This is a genomic window from Pseudoduganella sp. UC29_106, assembly GCF_044055365.1.
Classification (GTDB): domain Bacteria; phylum Pseudomonadota; class Gammaproteobacteria; order Burkholderiales; family Burkholderiaceae_D; genus Rugamonas.
The window spans coordinates 4080831-4098925 of the sequence record NZ_CP171977.1 but is presented as its reverse complement, the minus strand read 5'-3'; the positions used below and the strand labels follow the sequence as shown (position 1 = coordinate 4098925).

20 protein-coding genes and 2 pseudogenes are annotated in these 18095 nt (G+C 66.0%); 16 read left to right on the top strand and 6 right to left on the bottom strand.

The window, feature by feature from the left end; genetic code table 11:
• Positions 1-71 precede the first annotated feature (71 nt).
• The 6 genes and pseudogenes from ACHMW6_RS20550 to ACHMW6_RS20525 all read left to right on the top strand — a co-directional run bounded on the left by ACHMW6_RS20550 (position 72) and on the right by ACHMW6_RS20525 (position 4145).
• Positions 72-797, top strand: coding sequence for a PAS domain-containing protein (locus tag ACHMW6_RS20550; protein WP_395399435.1), 726 nt, complete (start codon positions 72-74; stop codon positions 795-797).
• Positions 791-928 (top strand): annotated as a pseudogene (locus ACHMW6_RS20545) (ATP-binding protein); the annotation flags it as partial. The gene ACHMW6_RS20550 and the pseudogene ACHMW6_RS20545, both read left to right, overlap by 7 nt.
• A gap of 58 nt (positions 929-986) precedes the next feature.
• Positions 987-1406 (top strand): ATP-binding protein, encoded by a 420-nt coding sequence (locus ACHMW6_RS20540; protein ID WP_395399433.1) that lies wholly within the window; start codon positions 987-989, stop codon positions 1404-1406.
• Between the two features lie 40 nt (positions 1407-1446).
• Positions 1447-2077 (top strand): annotated as a pseudogene (locus ACHMW6_RS20535) (response regulator).
• Positions 2078-2209: 132 nt separating this feature from the next.
• A complete protein-coding gene (locus ACHMW6_RS20530) occupies positions 2210-3841 on the top strand; it encodes a methyl-accepting chemotaxis protein (RefSeq protein WP_395399431.1) in 1632 nt (543 codons plus the stop codon).
• Positions 3842-3860: 19 nt separating this feature from the next.
• On the top strand, positions 3861-4145 hold the full coding sequence (locus ACHMW6_RS20525) for a hypothetical protein (RefSeq protein ID WP_395399429.1): 285 nt from the start codon (positions 3861-3863) through the stop codon (positions 4143-4145).
• An 8-nt stretch (positions 4146-4153) separates the two neighbouring features.
• Here the strand turns inward: ACHMW6_RS20525 and ACHMW6_RS20520 are convergent, their stop codons facing one another.
• Positions 4154-4630, bottom strand: a complete 477-nt coding sequence (locus ACHMW6_RS20520; RefSeq protein WP_395399427.1) for a hypothetical protein — start codon at positions 4628-4630, stop codon at positions 4154-4156.
• A 19-nt stretch (positions 4631-4649) separates the two neighbouring features.
• On the opposite strand from ACHMW6_RS20520, the gene ACHMW6_RS20515 reads away from it, so the two are divergent.
• The 6 genes from ACHMW6_RS20515 to ACHMW6_RS20490 are packed head-to-tail and all read left to right on the top strand — an operon-like array spanning position 4650 to position 10689.
• Positions 4650-4898, top strand: coding sequence for a hypothetical protein (locus ACHMW6_RS20515; protein ID WP_395399425.1), 249 nt, complete (start codon positions 4650-4652; stop codon positions 4896-4898).
• The gene (locus ACHMW6_RS20510; RefSeq protein WP_395399423.1) at positions 4891-6924 is read left to right on the top strand and encodes a diguanylate cyclase domain-containing protein; all 2034 of its coding nucleotides are present in this window, start codon (positions 4891-4893) and stop codon (positions 6922-6924) included. The genes ACHMW6_RS20515 and ACHMW6_RS20510 overlap by 8 nt, the downstream gene beginning before the upstream one ends.
• The gene (locus ACHMW6_RS20505; RefSeq protein WP_395399421.1) at positions 6831-7520 is read left to right on the top strand and encodes a putative bifunctional diguanylate cyclase/phosphodiesterase; all 690 of its coding nucleotides are present in this window, start codon (positions 6831-6833) and stop codon (positions 7518-7520) included. Before ACHMW6_RS20510 ends, ACHMW6_RS20505 begins: the two co-directional genes overlap by 94 nt.
• Positions 7521-7565: 45 nt before the next feature.
• Complete coding sequence (locus ACHMW6_RS20500; protein ID WP_395399419.1) at positions 7566-8738, top strand: ATP-binding protein; 1173 nt, start codon at positions 7566-7568, stop codon at positions 8736-8738.
• Positions 8735-9169, top strand: a complete 435-nt coding sequence (locus ACHMW6_RS20495) for a response regulator (protein WP_395399417.1) — start codon at positions 8735-8737, stop codon at positions 9167-9169. Before ACHMW6_RS20500 ends, ACHMW6_RS20495 begins: the two co-directional genes overlap by 4 nt.
• Before the next feature lie 2 nt (positions 9170-9171).
• Positions 9172-10689, top strand: a complete 1518-nt coding sequence (locus ACHMW6_RS20490) for a response regulator (RefSeq protein ID WP_395399415.1) — start codon at positions 9172-9174, stop codon at positions 10687-10689.
• Between the two features lie 10 nt (positions 10690-10699).
• On the opposite strand, the gene ACHMW6_RS20485 is transcribed toward ACHMW6_RS20490, so the two are convergent.
• Positions 10700-11068: a hypothetical protein gene (locus ACHMW6_RS20485; RefSeq protein WP_395399413.1), complete on the bottom strand. Its 369-nt coding sequence runs from the start codon at positions 11066-11068 to the stop codon at positions 10700-10702.
• On the opposite strand from ACHMW6_RS20485, the gene ACHMW6_RS20480 reads away from it, so the two are divergent.
• The gene (locus ACHMW6_RS20480) at positions 11061-11459 is read left to right on the top strand and encodes a hypothetical protein (RefSeq protein ID WP_395399411.1); all 399 of its coding nucleotides are present in this window, start codon (positions 11061-11063) and stop codon (positions 11457-11459) included. The two genes, ACHMW6_RS20485 and ACHMW6_RS20480, sit on opposite strands and share 8 nt — an antisense overlap.
• Positions 11460-11514: 55 nt before the next feature.
• Positions 11515-13005 (top strand): AMP nucleosidase, encoded by a 1491-nt coding sequence (locus ACHMW6_RS20475; RefSeq protein ID WP_395399409.1) that lies wholly within the window; start codon positions 11515-11517, stop codon positions 13003-13005.
• Between the two features lie 76 nt (positions 13006-13081).
• Here ACHMW6_RS20475 and ACHMW6_RS20470 read toward each other — a convergent pair whose 3' ends face one another.
• The 4 genes from ACHMW6_RS20470 to ACHMW6_RS20455 all read right to left on the bottom strand — a co-directional run bounded on the left by ACHMW6_RS20470 (position 13082) and on the right by ACHMW6_RS20455 (position 15378).
• Positions 13082-13666 (bottom strand): type II CAAX prenyl endopeptidase Rce1 family protein, encoded by a 585-nt coding sequence (locus ACHMW6_RS20470; RefSeq protein ID WP_395399407.1) that lies wholly within the window; start codon positions 13664-13666, stop codon positions 13082-13084.
• Between the two features lie 51 nt (positions 13667-13717).
• The gene (locus tag ACHMW6_RS20465) at positions 13718-13918 is read right to left on the bottom strand and encodes a PEP-CTERM sorting domain-containing protein (RefSeq protein ID WP_395399405.1); all 201 of its coding nucleotides are present in this window, start codon (positions 13916-13918) and stop codon (positions 13718-13720) included.
• 223 nt (positions 13919-14141) lie between these two features.
• Entirely contained in the window at positions 14142-14885 is a 744-nt protein-coding gene (locus tag ACHMW6_RS20460; RefSeq protein WP_395399403.1) for an SDR family oxidoreductase, read from the bottom strand.
• 13 nt (positions 14886-14898) lie between these two features.
• Positions 14899-15378: a carboxymuconolactone decarboxylase family protein gene (locus ACHMW6_RS20455; RefSeq protein ID WP_395399401.1), complete on the bottom strand. Its 480-nt coding sequence runs from the start codon at positions 15376-15378 to the stop codon at positions 14899-14901.
• A gap of 65 nt (positions 15379-15443) precedes the next feature.
• On the opposite strand from ACHMW6_RS20455, the gene ACHMW6_RS20450 reads away from it, so the two are divergent.
• Both ACHMW6_RS20450 and ACHMW6_RS20445 read left to right on the top strand, forming a co-directional pair.
• Positions 15444-16460: a GlxA family transcriptional regulator gene (locus tag ACHMW6_RS20450; protein WP_395399399.1), complete on the top strand. Its 1017-nt coding sequence runs from the start codon at positions 15444-15446 to the stop codon at positions 16458-16460.
• A 53-nt stretch (positions 16461-16513) separates the two neighbouring features.
• Positions 16514-18085, top strand: a complete 1572-nt coding sequence (locus ACHMW6_RS20445) for a S10 family peptidase (protein ID WP_395408671.1) — start codon at positions 16514-16516, stop codon at positions 18083-18085.
• Positions 18086-18095 lie beyond the last annotated feature (10 nt).

Here is an 18095-nt window from a genome sequence, read left to right as displayed (position 1 = left end):
GAACGCCAACCTGGAATTCATGGTGCAGCAGCGCACCGCCCAGCTGCGCCAGCAGAACGCGCTACCTGCGCGTGCTGATCGATACCATTCCCTGGTGGGTCTGGTTCAAGGATACGCAAAGCCGCTACCTTGCCGTCAACCGCGCCACCGCGCTGATCCTCGGCACCGAGGTGGATGCGATGGTGGGCAAGTCCGATTTCGATGTGAAGCCTGCCGATGTGGCCCAGGTTTTCCAGGAGGATGACAAAAAGGTGATGGCGAGCCGGCGCCCGCAAACGGTGGAGGAAGTGCAGATCGGTCCGCAGGGGCCGGTATGGGTGGAAATCTTCAAGACGCCCGTGATCGACGACGATGGCAGCGTGCTGGGCACAGTGGGGCTGGCGCGCGACATCAGTTCACGCAAGGAAGCGGAGGCGGCGCGCGATGCGGCCCTGCTGGAAGCGCAGCGCCTGGCGCGCATGCGCAGCGACTTCCTGGCCCAGATGAGCCATGAATTGCGCACGCCGCTGAACGCCGTGCTGGGTTTTGTCCAGTTGCTGCAGCGCGATGGCGGACTGACGCCACATCAGCTGTCCAGCGTGAAAGGCATCGGCCACAGCGGTGAGCACCTGCTGCGGCTGATCAATAATGTGCTCGACTCGGCCAAGCTGGAAGCGAGCAAGCTGCAGCTGTATCCGGAGCGCTTTGCGCTGGCGCCCTTCCTCGAGAGTATTGCCGTCATGATGCGGCTGCGCATGGCGGACAAAGGCCTGGACTTCGCCTGCGAAGCGGCGCCGACCTGCCGCCGGATGTGCTGACCGATGAACAGCGGCTGCGCCAGGTGCTGCTCAACCTGCTGTCCAACGCCATCAAGTTCACCGACCGTGGCGCGGTGCGGCTGAAGGTGACGGTGAGCAGCCCGGGCTGGCTGCGCTTCAGCGTGCAGGACAGCGGCGTGGGCATCGAGCCGGGCCAGCTGGAAACCGATTTTCCAGCCTTTCGAGCAGGTGGGGGAGGCGCAGCGGCGCTTTGGCGGCACCGGGCTGGGCCTGGCCATCAGCCGCCAGCTGGTGCGCTTGATGGGCAGCGAGATCCGCGTCGAAAGCCAGCCGGGCGTGGGCAGCCTGTTCTGGTTCGAACTACCGGTGCCGGAGGCCGCCGCGCCGCCCGCGGAAGCGCTGCCGGCGCCGGCCGAGGCGGCCGTGACGGAACCGCTGACGCTGCCGCCGCCGGCGGAGTTGGAGCAATTGATGCACCTGGTCCGGATCGGCAATATGCGCGCCATTCTGCGCCATGCCGAGCATCTGGAACGGCTCGACCCACGCTACCAGCCCTTTGCTGCGGAGCTCAGCCGGCTGGCGCGCAGCTACCAGTCCAAGGCCTTGCGCCGCCTGGTGGAACGGCACTGGCATCCGGATGCTGCCTGAGGGGCCGATCCGGCGCATACTGAATACAGGAGAAAAAGAAATGATCAGAGTCTTGATAGCGGACGACCATGCCATCGTGCGGGAAGGCTTGCGCCAGTTGTTTGCGCTGTGCAGCGACCTTGAGGTGGCCGGCGAGGCGATCAACGGCGCCCAGGTGCTGTCGCATGTGCGCACGGGCGGCGTCGACCTGGTGCTGCTGGACATGGCCATGCCCGGCATCAGCGGCGTGGACCTGATCAAACGGTTGCGCCTGCACCACAGCGAGCTGCCGGTGCTGGTGCTGAGCATGCACAATGAATTGCAGATCGCGCGCCGCGCACTGGCGGCCGGCGCCAGCGGCTACCTGACCAAGGATTGCGGCGGAGAAATGCTGGCCATGGCCATCCGCAAGGTGGCGGCGGGCGGGCGCTTCATCGATCCGCGCCTGGTCGAGCGCATGGTGTTCGCCGGCGAGGAAGAGCAGTCGGCGGCGCCGCACGAGCAGCTCTCCTCGCGCGAGCAGCGCATCCTCAGCCTGCTGGACAGGGCGCACCGTCAATGAAATCGCCGCCGAGCTTTCCATCAGCAACAAGACGGCCAGCACGCACAAGGCGCGCTTGATGCAGAAAATGAGCTTTGCCAACAACGCCGAACTGATGCGCTACGTCTTCACCCACGATGTGCCGGGCTGACACGTCAGGATATCCCTACATCTTCGCGCCCATCCCTACCCGGAAATCAGCCGGGCCTGATATGGATGGCGCCGCCCGCTTCCTATCCTGAAGTCAGGGAGGAGGGGCCTCCCGCAACGAGGGAGACGGGGCATGAGAATCGCAAATTTCCGGATCGGGCTGCGGCTGTGGTGCAGCTTCGGCATTGTGCTGGCGCTGCTGGTGGCGATCGGCCTGGCCGGGCATTTCCTGCACGAGCAGCACAAGGAAGAACTGCTGGCCGGCCTGAGCCGCAGCGACCGCCTGGAAGACTACGATGTGGCCATGAAAACCGCCATCCTGGAAGGCGGCATCGCCATCCGCAACATTGGCCTGTCCAGCGATGTGGCGGCCATGCAACGCGAACACCGGAATGTGGCCGCGCAAAAGGCCCGCTTCGAAACGGCGCGCCAGGGCATGATGGCGTTTGAGCTGGTTCCGGAAGAGCGTGCCAGCGTCGAGCGCCTGCGCCGCATCATGCTGGAAATGGATGCGCCGGCCAGGCAGGCGCTGGAACTGGCCATGGCCTTCAGCAATGAAAAAGCGGCGGCGCTGATCAGCGGCAAGATCGATCCGCTCAACCAGGCGGCGCTGCGCGAACTGGAGCAGCTGGAAACCCTGCTGCGCGCCGATGCACAGCGGGTGATCGCCACGGTGGCCATTGCCGACCGCAAGCTGGCCATGATGCTGCTGACGGTGGGCCTGGTGGCGCTGGCCGTGGGCAGCGGCTGCGCCTGGGGCGCGACGGTGAGCATCACGCGTCCACTGGCCCAGGCCGTGGCGCTGGCCGAGCGGGTGGCGGAGGGCGACCTCGGCACCCAGATCCGGCAGGATGGCCGCGATGAAATTGCCCAGCTGATGGGGGCGCTGGCCCGCATGAATGCCGGCCTGGCGCGCATCGTGGGCCAGGTGCGCGACGGCACGCACAGCATCCATGCCGCTTCCGACGCGATCGCCGCCGGCAACGCCGACCTGTCGCGCCGCACGGAATCGCAGGCTGCAGCGCTGGAAGAGACGGCGGCCTCGATGGTGGAGCTGAACGGCACGGTGAAACAGAACGCGGGCAACGCCCGCCGCGCCGATGAGCTGGCCCAGTCGGCCTGCACCGTGGCGCGCAAGGGCGAAGCGGTAACGGCCCGGGTGGTCGACACCATGAGCGCCATCAATGCCGCCTCGCGCCGCATCGGCGACATCATCGGCGTCATCGACGGCATCGCCTTCCAGACCAATATCCTGGCCCTGAACGCGGCCGTGGAAGCGGCCCGCGCCGGCGAACAGGGGCGCGGCTTTGCCGTCGTGGCGGCCGAAGTGCGCAACCTGGCCCAGCGCAGCGCGGCCGCCGCCCGCGAAATCAAGGGCTTGATCGGCGATTCGGTCGCCCAGGCCGAGGCCGGCGCCCGGCTGGTGGACGGCGCCGGCGCCACCATGCGCGAAATCGTCGGCAGCATCGAGACGGTCACCGCCCTGATGGGCGAGATCACCCTTGCCACGCAAGAGCAGACCGAAGGCATTTCCCAGGTCAGCCAGGCGCTGCAGCAGATGGACGAGGTGACGCAGCAGAATGCCGGCCTGGTCGAGGAAGCGGCCGGCGCCGCCGGCAGCCTGCGCGAACAGGCCGGCGACCTGGCGCGCCTGGTCAGCGTGTTCCAGCTGGGCGCGGCGGAGGCGCCGCAAGCGGCAATGGCCGGCCGCGCCGCTCCGGCGTCGCGCAGCGCGGCCCTGGCGCTCCCCGTGGCGGGAGCGTGAAACGATGCAGGAGGCAGCCATGGGACGCAAGGCGCCCATCACGATCCGGCAAATGCTCAGCCTGCTGATGCCGGCCGCACTCTTGCTGGGCCTGTGCCTGCTGGCGGACACGGAACTGGAGGCCGCGCTGACGGCCCTGCTGTCCCACGCCGATGCCGGCCAGCGCCTGCTGGTGCTGCTGAACCTCATGCTGGGCGCGCTCGCCTTGCCCGCACTCGGCGCGGCAGGGTTGCTGCTGACGGCGCGCCACCGGCGCCACAAGGATGGCGCCAGGGATTTCCCTACAGAGGCAGGGAAATCCTGACCCCAGTATCAAGAAGTGCTGATTCCGGCCGCCAGCCCAGGCTGGCATGCTGTTAAAAAAGAAAGATGCCGGGCGCGTCCCGGCGACGAGAGAGCAAGATCATGCCGCAACGCAAGTTTCATCCCGTATGGACCCTCGGCACGCTGGGCGTGCTTACCGCGCTGGCCCTGTGGCCGGCGCTGCAGGGCAATCGCCAGCTGCACGACGCGCACGCCGATTGGCGCGCGCTCACCGAAGAGAGCGCCCGCAAGCAGGCCGCCATTGCGCGCGCCGGCAATGTGCTGGGCGACGCCGACCTGATGCTGCTCGCGCCGCATGCTGCGCCGGCCGCCGGCACTGCGGCCCTGGAACGCGTGGGCCGGGCGCTGGACAGCGTGCAGCGCGCCTACCGCGCCAATGCCGGGCTGTCGTTGCAGGACGAGCGCCTGCTGGCCGAACTGGAAGATGCCGGCGCCGCCTACCGGGCAGCGATGCTGCGCCTGCAACGGCTGCCGGCCGTGCAGGATGACGCCACGCTCGACAGCCGTGCTGGTGCACGGTGCAGCCGGCGCCAGCGCGCCGGTATCGATGGCGCTGGCCGCGCTCACGCAAGCCACTGTGGAAGGCCAGCGCCGCGCCGATGGCGCGCTGGCCGACAGCAGCCGCGCGGGGCGGCGCCTGCTGACCGGCGCCCTGGTGTCGGCCATGGCAACGATGCTGCTGGCCTGTGCCTTCACCTGGCACACCGTGCTGCGGAGCGAGCGCCATGGCTAACGGCGCCAGCCTGCAGGTCGTGCGCGACGACCAGCCCTCATCCTCCACCGTGCGCGACGAACTGCACGCCGAGTACAGCCGCCTGCAATACACCTGCGATACGCTGGAACGCCGCCTGCGCGAGACGGAGGAGCAGCTGGCCGCCAGCCAGCGCAGCGAAGCGGCCCTGCGCGAAGGGGCGCGCGTCTACCAGGACGTGGTGGAGCACGCCACCGATGCGATCTTCCTGCTCGACTGCACGGAAGAGGGCCCGCGCTTCGTCACCGTCAACACCAGCTTTGAGAAGGCGGTGGGCGTGCACCGCACGGTGCTGGCCGGGCGCCGCGTGGAGGAGGTGCTGCCGCCGGAACTGGGCATGGAATTCCTGGTGCACTGGCGCCGCTGCGTGGCGACGGGGAAGGCCCTGCATTACGAGGGCACACTGAAGCGTCCGGTGCGCCGCCGCGCCTTTGCCGTGGCCATCGTGCCGCTGTTCGACGAGCAGGGCGAAATCTGCCGCGTGGCCGGCATCGCCCACGACATCACCGTGCGCAAGGCGGCCGAGGCGGTGCTGCGTGCGCGCGAAGAGGAAATGGCGGTGATGGTGGAGCATTCACCGGACCATATCCTGCGCATGGACCGGCAGGGCAAGGTCATCTACATCAACCCCGCCATGCTGCGCACGCTGAACCTGGCGCGCCACCAGGTGTGGGGCCGTCCCGTCGAGGAACTGCTGGCGGGCCAGAACCATCCTTCCATCGAGCGCTATATGCGTGCGCTGTGGCAGGTGATCGCCACCGGCAAGCCGGTGGAACTGGACATCGTCAGCGGCCCGGACAACCGTGGGCGCTGCCGCCACGAGCACGTGCACCTCGTGCCGGAGCCGGATGCCCAGGGCAATACCCGCAGCGTGATCTCGCTGGGCCGCGATTTCACCGAGCAGAAGGAGCTGGAGCACCAGTTGCAGCAGCGCGAAGCTACCTTCCGCGAACTGGTGGAGAATTCGCCCGACAGCATCTGCCGCTATGACCGCGGCCTGCGCCGGGTGTACGCCAATCCCGCGCTGCTTGGGCTGCTGGGCGATAAGGCCGCGATGGCCATCGGCAGCACGCCCAGCGAGGTGCCGGGCGGCGCGCATACGGCGCCGTATGAGCAGGAGCTGAGCGCGGTCTTTGCCGACGGCCAGGAGCGCGAGATGGAGCTGCGCTGGCATACCCGCGAGCAGCCGCTTTGCACGCTGGTGCGCATGCGGCCCGAGTTCGACGTCAACGGCCGCGTGGCCCATGTGCTGGCCGTGGGGCGCGACATCACGGAAATCGACGACTACCGCCGCACCATCCACCGCCAGGCCTTCTACGACGCGCTGACCGGGCTGCCCAACCGCACCCTGCTCAGCGAGCGGATCCAGCAGGCGATCACGGCGCCGGCCGGCCAGAGCCGCGCCTTCGGCCTGATGATCATGGACCTGGACCACTTCAAGGAAATCAACGACACGTTGGGCCATTCGGCCGGCGACCAGCTGCTGTGCGAAGTGGGGCGGCGCCTGCAGGCCTGCGCCCGCGCCGAAGACACCGTGGCGCGCCTGGGCGGCGACGAATTTGCCATGCTGCTGCAGGTGCCGCGCGTGGGCCTGGCGCGCATCGCGGCCAAGTTCCTGGCAGCCCTGAACGAGCCTTTCGTGATCGAGGGACGCGAGCTGTTCGTCCCGGGCAGCATCGGCATCGCCGTCTATCCGGACGACAGCTGGGACATTCCCACCCTGTACAAGCACGCCGATTCGGCCATGTATTACGCCAAGCGCCAGGGCCGCAACCATTACCAGTTCTATATGCAGGAGCTGACGGCGCAGGCGGCCGAACGGCTGGAAACCGAGGCGGCGCTGCGCAAGGCGCTGCGGCACGGGAATTCGAACTGTATTACCAGCCGCAGATCGAGATCCGCACCGGCCGCACGGTGGGCGCGGAAGCGCTGCTGCGCTGGAACCGGCCCGGCCACGGCGTGGTCTCGCCGCAGTACTTCGTCGGCATCGCCGAGGCCTGCGGCCTGATCATCGACATCGGCGAATGGGTGCTGGCCGCCGCCTGTTCCACCGCCGCCAGCTGGAACCGGGGCAGGGCGGAACCGCTGCAGCTCTCGGTCAACCTGTCGCCGCGCCAGTTCCTGCGTAACGACCTGGTGGGCACAGTACGCCGCCACCTGCAGCTGACCGGCTGCCAGGCCTCGTGGCTGAAGCTGGAAATCACGGAAAGCCTGCTGCTCGATGGCGACAAGGCGGTGGCCGGCATGCTGGCCGAGCTGACCGCCATGGGGCTGCCGATCTCGATCGACGATTTCGGCACCGGCTACTCGGCCCTGAGCTACCTGCACCGCTTCCCCGTGAGCCAGCTGAAGATCGACCGCTCCTTTGTCTGCGATGTGCCGGCCGACCGCAGCAAGAGTGAGCTGGTGAAAGCCATGCTGTCCATCGCCGCCGCGCTGCGCCTGGAAACAGTCGCCGAAGGCGTGGAGACGGAGGAGCAGGCCGACTACCTGGCGGAGCATGGCTGCTGCCAGGCCCAGGGCTATTTGTTCGGCAAGCCAATGCCGCGCGAAGCCTTCGACGCATTGCTGGCGCTACCCGCCTGCAACGCGGACAGGGTATGATGACAACGTGAGAAAACCTGTACCGGCAAGGCCGGCTTGAGTGCCATGAACGCTTCTCCATCCACCGTGCTGATCGTCGACGATACGCCCGCCAATGTGCGGGTGCTCGCCGAATATCTCGATGGCCACGGCTTTACCGTGACGGTGGCCCAGGATGGAGAAGAAGGCCTGGAACGGGCCCGTTTCGGCTGCCCGGACCTGATCCTGCTCGATGCGATGATGCCGGGCTGGGATGGCTTCGAGACGTGCCGCCGGCTGAAGGCCGAACCGGCCACCAGCACCATTCCCGTGATCTTCATGACGGCGCTGTCCGATATCGGCGACAAGGTGCGCGCCTACGAAGCGGGCGGCGTCGATTACATCACCAAGCCTTTCCACGCCGAGGAAGTACTGGCGCGCATCAACACCCATCTGAGCCTGCGCAATATGCAGCGCCAGTTGCAGGAACAGAACGAGGCGCTGCAGCGCGAGGTGCAGGAGCGCCAGCGCGCCGAGCAGGTGCTGGCCGAGCGCTCGCGCGAGCTGGCCCGTTCGAATGCGGAGCTGGAACGCATGGCCTATATCGCCTCGCACGACCTGCAGGAACCGCTGCGCATGGTGGCCAGCTATGTACAGCTGCTGGAGCGGCGCTATGTGGGCCAGCTCGATGCGGATGCGCATGAATTCATCGGCTTTGCCGTGGATGGCGCCAAGCGCATGCAGGCCCTGATCGATGATTTGCTGACCATCTCGCGCGTCGATACCAAGGCGCGCCCCATGCAGCCGGTGGATCTGGGACAGTCGCTGGCCTCGGCCCTGCATTCGCTGCGCATCGCGGTCGAGGAGAGCCAGGCCGTGGTGGAGGCGGATGCGCTGCCCGTGGTGCGCGGCGACGGCGCCCAGCTGACGCAGGTGTTCCAGAACCTGCTGTCCAACGCCATCAAGTTCTGCCAGGAGCCGCCCCGTATCCGCCTGTCGGCGCAGCGCGAAGGCCGCATGTGGCGCATCGGGGTGGCCGACAACGGCATCGGCGTGCCGGCCGAGTACCGCGAACGCATTTTCGGCATGTTCCAGCGCCTGCATGGCCGGCGCGAATATGCCGGCACAGGCATAGGCCTGGCGATCTGCCAGAAGATCGTGGAGCGCCACGGCGGCGCCATCTGGGTGGAAGACGCGGCGGGTGGCGGCACGCAGTTCGTGTTTACCGTGCCTGCCTGCGACACGGAGAAAAAATCATGAGCGCGCGCCCGGTGGAAATCCTGGTGGTGGAAGACAGTCCCGGCGCGGTGCGCCTGACCGTGGAGGCGCTGCGCGAGGCGGAACTGGAGAACCACCTCAGCGTGGTCGAGGATGGTGAAGGCGCCCTCGACTTCCTGTACCGGCGCGCGCCCTACAGCGACGTGCCGCGGCCCGACCTGATCCTGCTCGACCTCAACCTGCCGCGCCGGAACGGGCGCGAGGTGCTGGATGTGATCAAGCACGATCCCTCCCTGAGCAGCATCCCCGTCGTGGTGCTGAGCACTTCGCATGCGGAAAGTGACGTCAACCACTGCTACCACCTGCATGCCAACTGCTATATCGTGAAGCCGGTCGAATATGCCGAATTCCTCGGCATGATCCGCGGCCTGGAACAATTCTGGCTGCACGTTGCCACCTTGCCGGTGCATTAGCCATGCAGCGCAATCCTGTCCGCATCCTGCTGATCGAAGACAACCGCGGCGATGCGCGCCTGCTGGAGCAGCTGCTGCGCGAAGCGGCGGGGCTGCGCTGGGAGCTGTGCTGGATCGATGACCTGGAGAACGGCGTCGCCACGCTGCAGCAGGGCGGCTTCGACCTGGTGCTGCTGGACCTGCATCTGCCCGGCAGCAGCGGCATCGAGACCGTGCTGCGCCTGCGCGGCTGCGGCGCGGCCCTGCCGGCCCTGATCGTGATGAGCGGGCTGAATGACGAGGATGTGGCGATCCAGGCGGTGCAGGCCGGCGCCGAAGATTACCTGGTCAAGGGGCAGGTGGACAGCCGCATGCTGGCGCGCGCCATCCGCTATGCATTGGAGCGCAGCCAGTCGCGCGCCGCGCTGCGCCAGGCGCATGACGAACTGGAAGCGCGCGTGGTGGAGCGCACGGCCGAACTGCGCCGGCGCGAGCAGGAATTCCGCACCCTGGCCGAAAACGCGCCGGACATGGTGATCCGCTACGACACCGAATGCCGCCGCACCTATGTCAATCCGGCCTTCGTGCGCGAAACCGGCATTCCCGCCGAAGAGGCGCTGTACATGGAACCGAACAAGATGGTGCAGTGGCAGGCGGACATGCAGATCGAGGATTACAAGGTCATCCTGCAGCAGGTGATGGACAGCGGTAGCGGCACTGAGGTCTTCGTGCGCAATATCAAGGGGCGGCGCGACGCCAGGGATTACGCCTTCCACCTGGTGCCGGAGCGGAATACGGAAGGACAGGTGGTGGGCGTGCTGGCGATCGGCCGCAATATCACGGCGCTCAAGGAGAGTGAACGGCGCCTGAGCGAGTCGCAGCAGCAGCTGCGCCAGCTTGCCCTGCACAGCGACGCCGTGCGCGAGGAGGAACGCAAATACCTGACGCGAGAAATCCACGACGAACTGGGACAGTATCTATCCGCGCTGCGCATGGGCGTGTCCGTGCTGGAGATGCAGTTCGGTTCCGATAACCCGGCGCTGGCCGAGCGCACGCGCGCGCTCACCGGCCTGGTCGATTCCACCATCCAGGTGGTGCGCAACGTGGTGTCGCGCCTGCGTCCCGGCGCGCTGTCGATGGGCATCGTGCCGGCGCTGGAATGGCTGATCGAGCAATTCATGGAAAACGACGGCGCCAGCTGCCAGCTGCATGTGGATGAAACCCGCATCGAGCTCGATGAAGCGCGCGCCGTGGAGCTGTTCCGCATCGTGCAGGAATCGCTGACCAATGTACGGCGCCATGCGGCGGCCAGCCGTGTCGATGTCACCCTGGCGCGGGACGATGAACGTTATGTGCTCGAAGTGCGCGACAATGGCCTTGGCTTCGACCAGCAGGAGCGCAAGCATCAGTCTTTCGGCCTGGTGGGCATCCGCGAACGGGCGCTGAAGCTCGGTGGAAGCGTGGACATCAGCAGCGCGCCGGGCCGCGGCACCCGGGTGCGCGTCCAATTCCCGGTGCGCAGCGCACTGGCTCCGGACTAGCGGCGCTTCCTCACTTCGGCGTGCGCGCCGCAATGGCGCGGTTCAGCCGGTCCATCGTATCGGCCGGGACGTCGCGGCTGCAGACGATATAGCGTTTCAGGCCGGCCGGCATGTCGGCAAAATCGAGCGGCACCAGCGCCTGCAGCTGGTTTTCCCTGCCGCGCATGTGATACCAGTCTTCCCGGTCCACAAAGATATAGGAAGCGCGGCCTGCGGCCACCATGCGTATCATCGTGGCGGTATCGACGGTGCGGCGCATCACGCGGTTGCTGCTGGCGGCGATCAGGGCATCCAGTTCCGCGCCGTAGGAGACGCCATCGATCAGGCCCAGCGTCAGTTCGCGGTCGCCGAGCAGGGGATTTGAGCGAAGCATGTTCACGCACGCGCGCCAGCGCGGCGGGCCGCACCAGCACCACATGCGGCTGGTCCATATGCGTCGCCATGCTGTACTGCGCGACGGCCTCGCGCTCGGCCAGGCGGTACCAGCCGAACGAACAATAATTGCGGGCGCTGTGCTGGAAGTTTGCCCAGATGCGTTTCTGCGGCTCATTGACGAAGCGCGCGGGAATCCCGGCGGCTTCGAAAATCTGGCGCGCCTGCTCCAGCAGGAAGCCTTTGGATACGCCATTTTCCGTGTAGGAGTAGGGCGGCTTCTCGCGCCACGCGACCGTGAGCGGCGCGGTGAGCGATTCGGCGCCGAACACACCGGCTGCCGCGCCCAGTCCCACACAAGCGGCGAGAAAATGTCGGTTCATTGCGCAAATCCGTAATACTCTTGAAGTGATTATAGATGATAGTATGGAGCAACCAGAAAGGAGTTGTACCATGCAGAGCCGTCCCTATGTTGAGCCTACCTTGCATGACGATGCCGCCTCGGCGTTTGCACGGGTCAAGGCGATTTATGACGATAGCATTTCTTACCTGAGGGAGTCGCTGCAGCGCTTTGTGGAGGGCGAAACGCCGGCCGAGCGCATTCGCGCCTGCTACCCCTATGTGCGGGTGCAGACCGATACCGTGGCGCGCGCGGACTCGCGCCTGTCCTTCGGTTTCGTGGCCGGCCCCGGCGTGTTCGAGACCACGCTCACGCGTCCCGACCTGTTTGAAGTCTATTACCGCGAACAATTCCGCCTGCTGCTGAAGAATCACGGCCAGCAGCATATGCAGCTGGAAGTGGGCATGAGCGCCCAGCCTATCCCCATCCATTTTTCCTTTGCCGAGCATGACCACATCGAAGGCAATATGAGCGCCGAGCGGCGCATGCTGATGCGCGATGTGTTCGACCTGCCGAATCTGGCGGCGATGGATGATGGCATCGCCAACGGCACCTTCGAGCCGGCGCCGGGCGAGCCGATGCCGCTGTCGCTGTTCACGGCGCCGCGTGTCGACTACTCGCTGCAACGCCTGCGCCATTATTCCGGCACCTCGCCCACGCACTTCCAGAAATTCGTGCTGTTCACGAACTATCAGTTCTACATCGATGAATTCGTGAAGCTGGGCCATGAGCTGATGTCCCAGCCGGGCGACGACGGCTATATCGCTTTCATCGAACCGGGCAATATCGTGTCGCGCCGCGCCGGCCAGCCTGCCGAACCGATGGACGCCTTCGGCGCCGTGCCGCCACGCCTGCCGCAGATGCCTGCCTATCATTTGATCCGCGCCGACGGCGCCGGCATCACAATGGTCAATATCGGCGTGGGCCCGGCCAATGCGAAGACGGCCACCGACCATATCGCCGTGCTGCGTCCGCACGCCTGGCTGATGCTCGGGCACTGCGCGGGCCTGCGCAATACGCAGCAGTTGGGCGACTACGTGCTGGCCCACGGCTATGTGCGCGAGGACCATGTGCTGGATGAAGATCTGCCGCTGTGGGTGCCGATTCCGGCGCTGGCCGAAATACAGGTGGCGATCGAAAGCGCGGTGGCCGAGGTCACGCAGCTGGATGGCCATGAGCTGAAGCGCGTGATGCGCACGGGGACGGTGGCCAGCACCGACAACCGCAACTGGGAGCTGCTGCCGCAGCGTACGCCGGAGCGCCGCTTCAGCCAGAGCCGCGCCGTGGCGCTGGACATGGAAAGCGCCACCATCGCCGCCAACGGCTTCCGCTTCCGCGTCCCGTATGGCACGCTGCTGTGCGTCAGCGACAAGCCGATGCACGGCGAGATCAAGCTGCCCGGCATGGCCAACCAGTTCTACCGCGACCGCGTGGACCAGCACCTGCGCATCGGCATCCTCGCGCTGGAGCGCCTGCGCTCGCAGGGCTCCGAGAAGCTGCACAGCCGCAAGCTGCGCAGCTTTACGGAGGTGGCGTTTCAGTGACGCCGACAAAACCCACGGCATAAAACAGGTGTCTGCCACATCGTGGCAGACACCAGCTTTAAGGTGTTGGTTCTGCTTACTCCCACGGCGCGCCGGCGTCGCGGGAATCGACAATCTTCACGGCATAAAGTCCGAAGATATCGATGACCGCATGCGCGGCGATGGCCGCGATCAGGCCCACGTGCTCGAAGACGAGCCCCAGCGCCACGCCCATTGCAAACACGCCGCCCGCCTGCATCCAGCTGACGCGATCGGCTATCTTGAAATCATAAACGCGCAGGTGCAGCACCGTGAAGAGCAGGGCGGCCGGCCACAGGCCGAGCAGGGGCTGCAGTCCGGCGCGGAACAGCGTTTCTTCGCCGATGCCGGCGGCAAGGGAGATCCAGACGGGATTGAGGCCGCGCAGGTCGAGCAGCGCATAACTTTCGGCGGTGCGGCGGGCCAGCTTGTGCCGGGACTGGAAAAGCGCCGTGTACAGCGATCCCGCACCAACCACCGCGCCGCCCGCAGCGCCAAGCCCCAGCTGCAGCGGCCAGTCCATGCCCGCCACCAGCGCCTGCGGCAAGGGCGCGTGCTGCGCAAAGCGCATCAGCAGCAGGCCCACTGCGCACATGATCGCGCAGACCAGCCATTGCGAGCCTGGGCCGTACCGTTCCTCCATCGCCGCTCCGTCGTGGTGAGAGGCCACCACTATAACGCGGCTGCGCGGCAATCAGCGCGATGGACGGCGGCGCGCCAGGGCGAGCCCGGTCAGTCCGAGGCCGACGATGGCGATGGACAGCGGCTCCGGCACTTCCGCAGCCGGCGCCACGGCGTTTTCCAGCGGGTCATAATAAATCGTGCCGTTCCAGACGCGCGGCGCAAGACTGAAGCTGAAGTCATACTGCTTGCCGAGTCCTTCGAAAATGCGCATGTCCCCATTTTCGGAAGCGATGCTGCCAACGTCGCTGCCATTGGTGTAAGCGGTCGAGCGTCAACACATTGAAGGCAAACATGCCGCAACGATACTCTTCATCATGCTTCCGAGAAATTTAATGAATTTTGTTAATGGCTCCTCCCTGTCACGCAACAATCATGCCATTCGCGCATTTCACTAGTGAATCACCGCTGTTGTAAAAGTTTCCGACAGCTGGCGATCATTTCTTCAGCCAGTCTTCGTAGCGGATCGTACCCAGGCGCGGGTTGGGACCGGAAGGCACCAGGCTCTGGTCGTTAAGTTCCGTGCCGAAGTAGGGCGCTTTCGGATCGACGACGATGGCGCGCTTGTCGCCGGCAGCTTCCATTGCGCGGCCCACGATCTGGTACAGCTTGAATTGCTCGGGTCCGGCCAGTTCGACCATGCCATTGACCGGAGGAGCCAGCGTCACATCGGCCACCGCAGCGGCCACGTCGTCGGAGGCGACCGGCTGGATCAGCGCTTCGGACAGGCGGATCGCGTCGCCCTGCACCGAGGATTGCCCGATCGCCGCCATGAACTCGAAGAACTGGGTGGCGCGCAGGATGGTGTAGGGGATGCCCGCTTCCCTGATCATCTCTTCCTGCCGCATCTTGGCACGGAAGTAGCCGCTGGCGAGCAGGCGCTCGGTGCCCACGACGGACAGCGCCACGTGCTGCTTCACGCCAGCTTCCTTCTCGGCCCTGGCCAGATTGCGCGCGGAGTTCTCAAAGAAGGCCATCACGTCCGCATCGGCAAAGGATGGCGAGTTGGAGACGTCCACCACAATGTCGGCGCCTGCCAGCGCTGCGGCAAGGCCTTCGCCGGTGACCGCATTCACGCCCGATGCGGGGGAGGCGGCACGCACATCGTGCCCCTTCTGCTGCAGGATCCTGACCGTTTTGCTGCCGATCAGGCCAGTACCGCCAATAACGACGATCTTCATCTTTCATTCTCCTTTATTCGAGGCCGGCCTTGTCGAGGCCGAAGGCTTTGTCGTGGGAACCCGGGACCATGGTGAAGCCGATATTGATGCGGTTCCAGGCATTGATACTCATGACTACGAACGAGAGGTCGGACAGTTCCTTCTCCGACAGCTGCGTGCGCACGCGTTCATAGATCTCTTCCGGAACGCCGCCTTCGGGCAGGCGCGTCAGGACGTCGGTCCAGGCCAGGCAGGCGCGCTCGCGCGGCGAGAACAGCGTCGATTCGCGCCAGGCCGAAAGGTGATAGATGCGCAGTTCGCGCTCGCCGAAGATGCGGGCCTGCTTGATGTGCATGTCCAGGCAGAAGGCGCAGCCATTGATCTGCGAGGCGCGGATTTCCACCAGGTGACGAATGCTTTCTTCGATGGCGCAATTCTGGATCGCGTTGTTCAGATCCAGCATCTTCTTGACGAGCTCCGGAGACTGCTGGAAGTAATTGATACGTTGGCTCATGGTCTATCCTTTAGAAGTGGATGTCGTGTTGACAGTTCATATTAGGACTGTAACAATCGGTCGAGATGACGAATAACCCTGAATTCCTGCCAGCTTCGCGCCTCATACTTTTCCTCGCCTACGAGGAAGTCGGACTGCTCGATCTCACCGGTCCTCAGACCGTGTTCTGGGCCGCAGACAAGCGCATGCGCGAGCGCTCCCTGGCTGGCTACGAGCGCCGCACGGCCAGCCTGCAAGGCGGCATGGTGCAGACCGCCGAGGGCATGGCGGTGGAGACCGAAGCGCTATCGTCGTTCGCTCCCGGTTCAATCGACACTATCATCGTGCCCGGCTCACCCCATATGCCGCGCGTGCAAACCCTGCTGAAGGATTTGACGGACTGGCTGAATGTGGCGTCGAGCCTTTCGCGCCGCACGGCGTCCGTCTGCAGCGGCACCTTCCTGCTGGCGCAGGCGGGCCTGCTGAACGGCAAACGCGCGGCCACTCACTGGGCCATGTGCGATCTGCTGGGCGAGCGTTTTCCGGATATTCGGGTCGACAGCGATGCGATCTTTGTCAAGGAACAGTCGGTGTGGACCTCGGCCGGCGTGAGCGCCGGCATCGACCTCGCGCTGGCGCTGGTGGAAGCCGACTGCGGGCACAATGTGGCCATGCAGGTCGCGCGCGAACTGGTGGTCTTCCTCAAGCGGCCCGGCGGGCAGGCACAATTCAGCGAGCTGCTGGAGTCGCAGGAAGAGGGCGTCGATACCTTCGGCCGCCTGCACCTGTGGATCATGGATAACCTGGCGCTGGAACCGCTGACTGTGGAAGTGCTGGCGGAGCAGGTCAATATGAGCCCGCGCAATTTCGCCCGCGTCTACAAGCAGAAGACGGGACGCACGCCGGCCAAGGGCGTCGAGGTCCTGCGCCTGGAAGCGGCGCGGCGCATGCTGGAAAGCTCGCCCCGCAAGGTGGACCAGATCGCACGCCTGTGCGGCTTCGGCAATGAGGAACGCCTGCGCACCGTGTTCCAGCGCACGCTCGGCGTGGCCCCGCGCGATTACCGCAAGCGTTTCGCCGTAAGGGCTAACGCAGCCGTATAATCCCAGCAGGAGTGCAACCCCGGGGAGCTTGCATGGAACGCCGGACGGAATGCTTGCCGCGTGGCGCGGCATGGTTGGCGATGGCCGCCGCGTTGTCTGCGGCGCTCGTGGCATGCGGCGGAGGAGGCGGTGGCGGCCCCGCCCCGGCCAGCCCTGCGCCGCCCGCAACACCGCCCGTGACCACGCCCCCCGACGGCTCGCTGGCGGACACGGTCGTCTACTCCGGCGCCGCCACATCCTCGCTGCCGACCGCCCAGGAGCGCGCGGCTACGGTGCGCGCCTCGCTCACGCTGAACGGCTCGCGCATCGACTACACGGCAACCACCGGCCACCTGACCGCCACTGATGCGCGCACCGGCCAGCCCATCGCGTCATTCTTCTACGTCGCCTACACGGCGGACAACCAGCCGGCAGCGAGCCGGCCCGTCACCTTCCTCTACAACGGCGGCCCGGGCTCATCGACCTTGTGGCTGCACCTGGGCTCCTTCGGCCCGCGCCGCATCGTGGCCGGCCAACCCGCGACCTCGGTACCGCAGCCGGTGCAACTGGTGGACAACCAGGAAAGCCTGCTCGATACCACCGATCTCGTATTCGTGGACGCCATCGGCACCGGCTATTCGCAGGCGATTGCGCCTGCATCCAACCAGGACTTCTGGAGCGTGGATGCGGACGCCGCCAGCCTGCGCGATTTCGTGCAGCGCTATGTGGCGGCCAACGGGCGCCAGGCCTCGCCGAAATTCCTCTTCGGCGAATCCTACGGCGGACCGCGCGCGGCCGTGATGGCGAACCTGCTGGAGAGCGCGGGCGTGAAGCTGAGCGGCGTCGTGGTGCTGTCGCCGGTGCTGGACTACAACGCGAACTGCGGCGTGTTCGATCCGAACACCGTCAGTTGCGAAGGCTATGTGCCGACTTACGCCGCCATCGGCGCCTACCACCGCGTGGCCAGTCCGCTGCCGACGGATTTCAGCAGCTACATCCAGCAGGCGCGCGACTTTGCGGCCGGCGCCTACCGCAATGCGATGACGCCCTGGCTGGCGAACCGCACGCAACCCGTGGCGGGCGTAACGTCCCAGCTCACCAGCTTCACCGGCATCCCGATACTGACCTGGCAGCAGGATTTCGACATGCAGCCCGGCTCTTTCCAGTCGCGCGTGGTTTCAGGCCAGCTCACGGGCCGCTACGATGCCCGTGTGATCGCGCCGCAGGGCAGCCCGCTGGCCTCCGGCGGTGATCCCTCGCTGGCTGCCATCAGCGATGCCTTCGTGAGCACCACGCGCAGCTATATTGCCAATACCCTGCGCTATACGGCGGGATCGGCCTACCTCACATCCAACGACATCATCAACCGCTGGAACTTCAGCCACGATGGCAAGACCGTGCCGGATACCATCCCCGATCTCGCGTCCGCGATGACGCTGAATCCCGCGTTGAAGGTGTTGTCGCTGAGCGGCTACTACGACCTGGCCACCCCCTTCCACCAGACCGAGCGCGATCTGGCGCGGCTGGGCACCAACCCGAACATCACGGTGCGCAACTATCACAGCGGCCATATGGCTTACCTGGACGATGCGGCGCGCCGCGCACTCAAGGCCGATCTCGCGGCCTTCTACCAGTCCGCGCGCTGAAGGAGCCGAT